The following is a 4643-nucleotide window of genomic DNA, read 5'->3' on the forward strand; positions in this document are numbered from 1 at the left end:
ACGTTCTCTTACTTTAATTAAAAAAACAATACCGCACTAAATTCGGCTATTTCATGAAATGGCCGAATTTTTAAATCTCCCCAGAATGAAAATATTACTGCTCGAAGACGATTTTACTTTGTCTAAAGAAATCTCTGCCTTCTTTACCTCAAAGAAGTTCGAGTGTGTTCCATATTATGATGGCTCATTGTTGCTTAAAAAGTATTTTCCGTACGAATATGATTTGATTATTCTTGATATCAATGTTCCTGGATTAAACGGAATAGAGGTATGCAAAGACATTCGTAAAATTGATATTAAAACGCCAATAATAATGTTAACCGCTTTTAGCGAAATTGAAGACAAATTATCTTCTTTTGATAATGGCGCAGACGATTATTTAGTCAAACCATTTCACTTTGAAGAATTATACGCTAGAGTACAATCTCTTTTAAGACGAAAGGAAGTTCCGCAACAGGTAGAAAGCAAAATTGTCGTCAAAGATTTAGAAATTTATGAAGAAGACATGAAAGTTTTTAGATCTGGCGAAGAAATAAAACTTACTCCTAAAGAGTTTAAATTGATTTTAATTTTGGCTCATGCCAAAGGAAAAGTGCTTTCTAAACAATTTATTGCCGAAAAACTTTGGGATTATCATATCGAAACCAATCAAAACACAATTGAAGTTTATATCAACTTTTTAAGAAAGAAAATCGATAAGGATCACGAAATAAAACTTATTCGTACCAAGGTTGGTTACGGTTACTATCTAAGCGATCAAGAATGACATTAAAAAATAGAATATCACTTTTAGTCAGTTTACTGTTTACCATCCTTTTTGGATTGGCTTCAACAGTGATATTCATTTTGTATTCTAATTATAGAAAAGAAGAGTTTAGAGATCGATTAGAAATTAAGGCTTTGTCGAATATTAAATTATTGGTAAATGTCAAACAGGTCGACAATCAGCTTTTGAAAATAATAGACCAGAACTCTATTAATAAGCTTTATGATGAGAAAACTTTAGTTTTTGATTCTAATTATAAACTTATTTATAGTAGTATCGATGATGCAAAAATCAATTGGTCTGTTGAAGATTTAAAATATTTAAAAAAGAATAAAACCTTTTTTAAGCAACAAGGCGATTACGAAGTTTATGGTGTTTTTTACGATACAAACGATAAAGATTTTTATGCTCTAATTTCTGCGACAGATGATTACGGAAAAAAGAAGCTTCTTTTTTTAAGATACACATTAGTTGTTTCCTACATTTTCTTTACCACAATCTGCTGGCTATTAACTTCTTTTATGGTTAGAAAAGCAATGGATCCGCTTCTTGCTTTTCATCAGAAAATAAAAAATATAAACGAAAACAATCTCGATACCAGAATTGCATCCAATAGCACGAAGAATGAAGTAGATCTCCTTGCTGATGAGTTTAACTTTATGATGGATCGAATAGAAGTTTCCTACCAAAAACAAAAAGAATTTACTGCTCACGCCTCGCACGAATTAAGGACGCCTCTTTCTAGAATGACTTCGCAGATCGAAAATGCTATTGCGGATCCTGATATAAAACCAAAAAATAGTTCTTTTCTAAATAATATATTAACTGATGTTAATCATTTGGGAGAACTGATTAATTCCTTATTGATTCTTTCTAAAATTGATAATAGAAGAACAGAAAGCAATGAAATTCAGCGTATAGATGAGATTTTATTCTCTTCGATAGAAAAAATCAATAAAACATTTCCAGATTTTGCTATTCTTTTTGAAATGGAAGAAAGTGATGATTTGGATACCGCTTTAGAAATAAAAGGAAATAGAAATCTTCTAGAAATTGCTTTAACCAACATTTTAAAGAATGCCTACATCTACTCCGATAATAAACAGGCAAAAGTAAAAATAAGTACAGATCATTATCATCTTATAATTTCAGTATCAAATACTGGAAATACTCTTAGCGAAGAAGAACAAAAAAGTCTTTTTGAACCTTTTATGCGTGGGCAAAATTCAAAAAGAACTTCAGGATTCGGTCTTGGCCTAAGAATTGTCCATCGTATTTTGACGGTTCACAAAGCCAACATAATCTACTCAACTCCAAATATTAACACGAATTTATTTCAATTATTTTTCGAATTATAAACTTTTTTAAGCTATTTTTAAGGTAGATTTTAAGCTCCCCTAAAGCCTGTTGATAGCATATTTGTATAATCCAAAAACAATACAATGAAAAAGTTATTCGCATTGCTGTTATTTGCAGTTCTAAATCAAGCTGCAATAGCCCAAAAAACAGCTACCTTAGAAGACTGTGAAAGCCAATTCTTAAAAAAGAATTTATTTCTCTTAGCATCGCAGTATAATATTGATGCTTCAAAAGCTCTAGCCATTCAAGCCCGAATTTGGGACAACCCCACTATCACCGCCGAACTTAATGCGTATAACCCTGAAAGAGACAAGTTTTTTGACATCGGGAAAGAAGGACAAAAAGCGTTTGGTATCGAACAGCTAATTTATCTTGGCGGTAAAAAACGTAACGAAGTTAAACTCGCACAAGCCAATGCTCAATTGGCAGAATTATCATTTAATGATTTAATGCGCACCTTAAAACTACAACTTCGTAAAAGTTTTTATACTGTCTACTACAACAGTAAAAATCTCGAAAACACGGATAAACAATTGACTCATATCGAAGATTTAGTCAATTCTTATTCTGTTCAGGCTCAAAAAGGCAATATTCCTTTAAAAGATGTTGTTCGTTTGCAATCTTTATATCTTAATTTCAAAAATGAACGACTAGAAGTTGTAAATAACAATATAGAAGAGCAAGCAAATCTAAAGCTTTTAATGAACGAAACGGAAAATGTAATTCCAGTTGTCAGTAAAGATGATTCGAATAAATATTTAAAAATTATTCCTTTAGATATTAAAAGTTTCGAAGAACAAGCAATTGCAAATCGACCTGATTATTTAGCAAAACAAAAAGAAATAGAAGCTAATGAAATAAATGTAAAATGGCAGAAATCGCTTGCAATTCCAGATCTTACTTTAGGTGCAAATTACGATCAGCGAAGTGGAGCCTTTAATAAAGAATCTAATGTTAGCCTTGGTATTCCGCTACCGTTATGGAATAAAAACAAAGGAAACATTAAATATGCTCAAACTATTTTAGAACAATCTAAAGTTGAAAAACAAAATTTTGAACTACAGCTGCAAACTGAAATTACTTCAGCCTGGACAAAATGGGATGAATCAAGACAAAACTACAGTGTGATTAAACCAACTGTAAATTCAGATTTTGAAGCAGTTTACAACGGAATGCTAACTAATTTTCAAAAACGAAATGTAAGCCTTTTAGAATTTACCGACTTTATGGAAAGCTACAATCAGGCAATAATTCAGTTAAACGAATTAAAGAAAAAAGTAGTACTAGCAGGTGAAGAGTTAAATAGTACCATCAACAAAGATTTATTTTAAAACAGTAAAGAAATGAAACATACATTATTCATAGGAATCGCAGTTGCAACTCTATCTCTAACAGGCTGCAAAAAAGAAGTAGAGAATCCTGAAACAAATACATCTTTTGTTTTAAGTGATACTATGCTAAAAACTACTACAACAGCCGAAGCTACGACCCAACCATTAAAGAACGAACTTAGTTTTTATGGAAAAATTACGGCTGATAATAATAAAATGATTGACGTTTACCCGTTGGTCGGCGGAAATGTTATGAAAGTAAATGTTGAACTTGGTGATTATGTAAAAAAAGGACAAGTTCTGGCAACCATAAAAAGTACCGATGTAGCCGATTTTGAAAAGCAATCTATAGATGCTAAAAGTGATTTGCTTGTTGCAAAAAACAATTTAAAAGTAGCGCAAGAATTATTTGACGGCAAATTAAATTCTGAAAGTGATGTTCTACAGGCAAAATCTGAAGTAAACAAAGCACAGTCACAATTAAGTAAAATTCAGGAAACTTATAAAATTTACAATATTAAAGCAGGTTCTATTTATGAAGTGACAGCTCCAATAAGTGGTTTCATTATTCAAAAAAGCATCAATCAAGATATGCTTTTGCGTAATGACCGTTCTGAGAACATATTTGATATTGCAGAAATCAGCGAAGTTTGGGCAATGGCTAATATTAATGAAATCGATATTAATAAAGTAAAATTAGGAACAGCTGCTGCTGTTACTACCCTTAGTTATCCAGATAAAACGTTTAACGGAAAAGTAGATAAAATCTACAACGTAATTGATCCAGAAACTAAAGCAATGCAGGCAAGAATCAAATTGAGCAATCCTGATTACATGTTAAAGCCTGATATGAATGCGAATATCAAATTATCTTTTAATGAAAACCAATCGATGATAGCCGTACCTAGTAAAGCTATTGTTTTTGACAAAAGTAAAAACTTTGTTGTCGTATTTAAAGACCGTAATAATATAGAAACTAGACAAGTAGAAGTTTATCGAGTTGTTGGTGATACAACTTATATTTCAAGTGGTTTAAAAGAAAACGAAAAGGTAATCACAAACAATCAGCTATTTATTTATGGTGCTTTAAATAATTAAGACATGAACAAATTCATAAAAAATATTATTGCTTTCTCTTTAAAGAATAAAGCATTTACCTTCTTTTGGGTCGGATTATTGGCTGTTGC

General features: G+C 31.2%; 4 protein-coding genes. All 4 read left to right on the plus strand.

Annotation, left to right across the window (positions count from 1 at the left end; translation table 11 throughout):
- Positions 1 to 85 precede the first annotated feature (85 nt).
- The 4 genes from B3J44_RS07655 (at position 86) to B3J44_RS07670 (ending at position 4554) form a co-directional block, all read left to right on the plus strand.
- Positions 86 to 766: a response regulator transcription factor gene (locus tag B3J44_RS07655; RefSeq protein WP_286967545.1), complete on the plus strand. Its 681-nt coding sequence runs from the start codon at positions 86 to 88 to the stop codon at positions 764 to 766.
- Positions 763 to 2124 carry a HAMP domain-containing sensor histidine kinase gene (locus B3J44_RS07660; protein ID WP_286967547.1) on the plus strand — a complete coding sequence of 454 codons (1362 nt, stop codon included), beginning with the start codon at positions 763 to 765 and terminating at the stop codon, positions 2122 to 2124. The genes B3J44_RS07655 and B3J44_RS07660 overlap by 4 nt, the downstream gene beginning before the upstream one ends.
- Positions 2125 to 2208: 84 nt before the next feature.
- Entirely contained in the window at positions 2209 to 3456 is a 1248-nt protein-coding gene (locus B3J44_RS07665; RefSeq protein WP_286967548.1) for a TolC family protein, read from the plus strand.
- A 12-nt stretch (positions 3457 to 3468) separates the two neighbouring features.
- The gene (locus B3J44_RS07670) at positions 3469 to 4554 is read left to right on the plus strand and encodes an efflux RND transporter periplasmic adaptor subunit (protein WP_286967549.1); all 1086 of its coding nucleotides are present in this window, start codon (positions 3469 to 3471) and stop codon (positions 4552 to 4554) included.
- Positions 4555 to 4643 lie beyond the last annotated feature (89 nt).

This window comes from Flavobacterium sp. UBA4854, from assembly GCF_002399805.1.
In the GTDB taxonomy this organism is placed as follows: Bacteria; Bacteroidota; Bacteroidia; order Flavobacteriales; family Flavobacteriaceae; genus Flavobacterium; species Flavobacterium ginsengisoli.

Bases quoted from the DNA above. Each gene is read 5' to 3' on its own strand.
- B3J44_RS07655 (WP_286967545.1), top strand. From the start codon at position 86: ATGAAAATATTACTGCTCGAAGACGATTTTACTTTGTCTAAAGAAATC.
- B3J44_RS07660 (WP_286967547.1), top strand. From the start codon at position 763: ATGACATTAAAAAATAGAATATCACTTTTAGTCAGTTTACTGTTTACC.
- B3J44_RS07665 (WP_286967548.1), top strand. From the start codon at position 2,209: ATGAAAAAGTTATTCGCATTGCTGTTATTTGCAGTTCTAAATCAAGCT.
- B3J44_RS07670 (WP_286967549.1), top strand. From the start codon at position 3,469: ATGAAACATACATTATTCATAGGAATCGCAGTTGCAACTCTATCTCTA.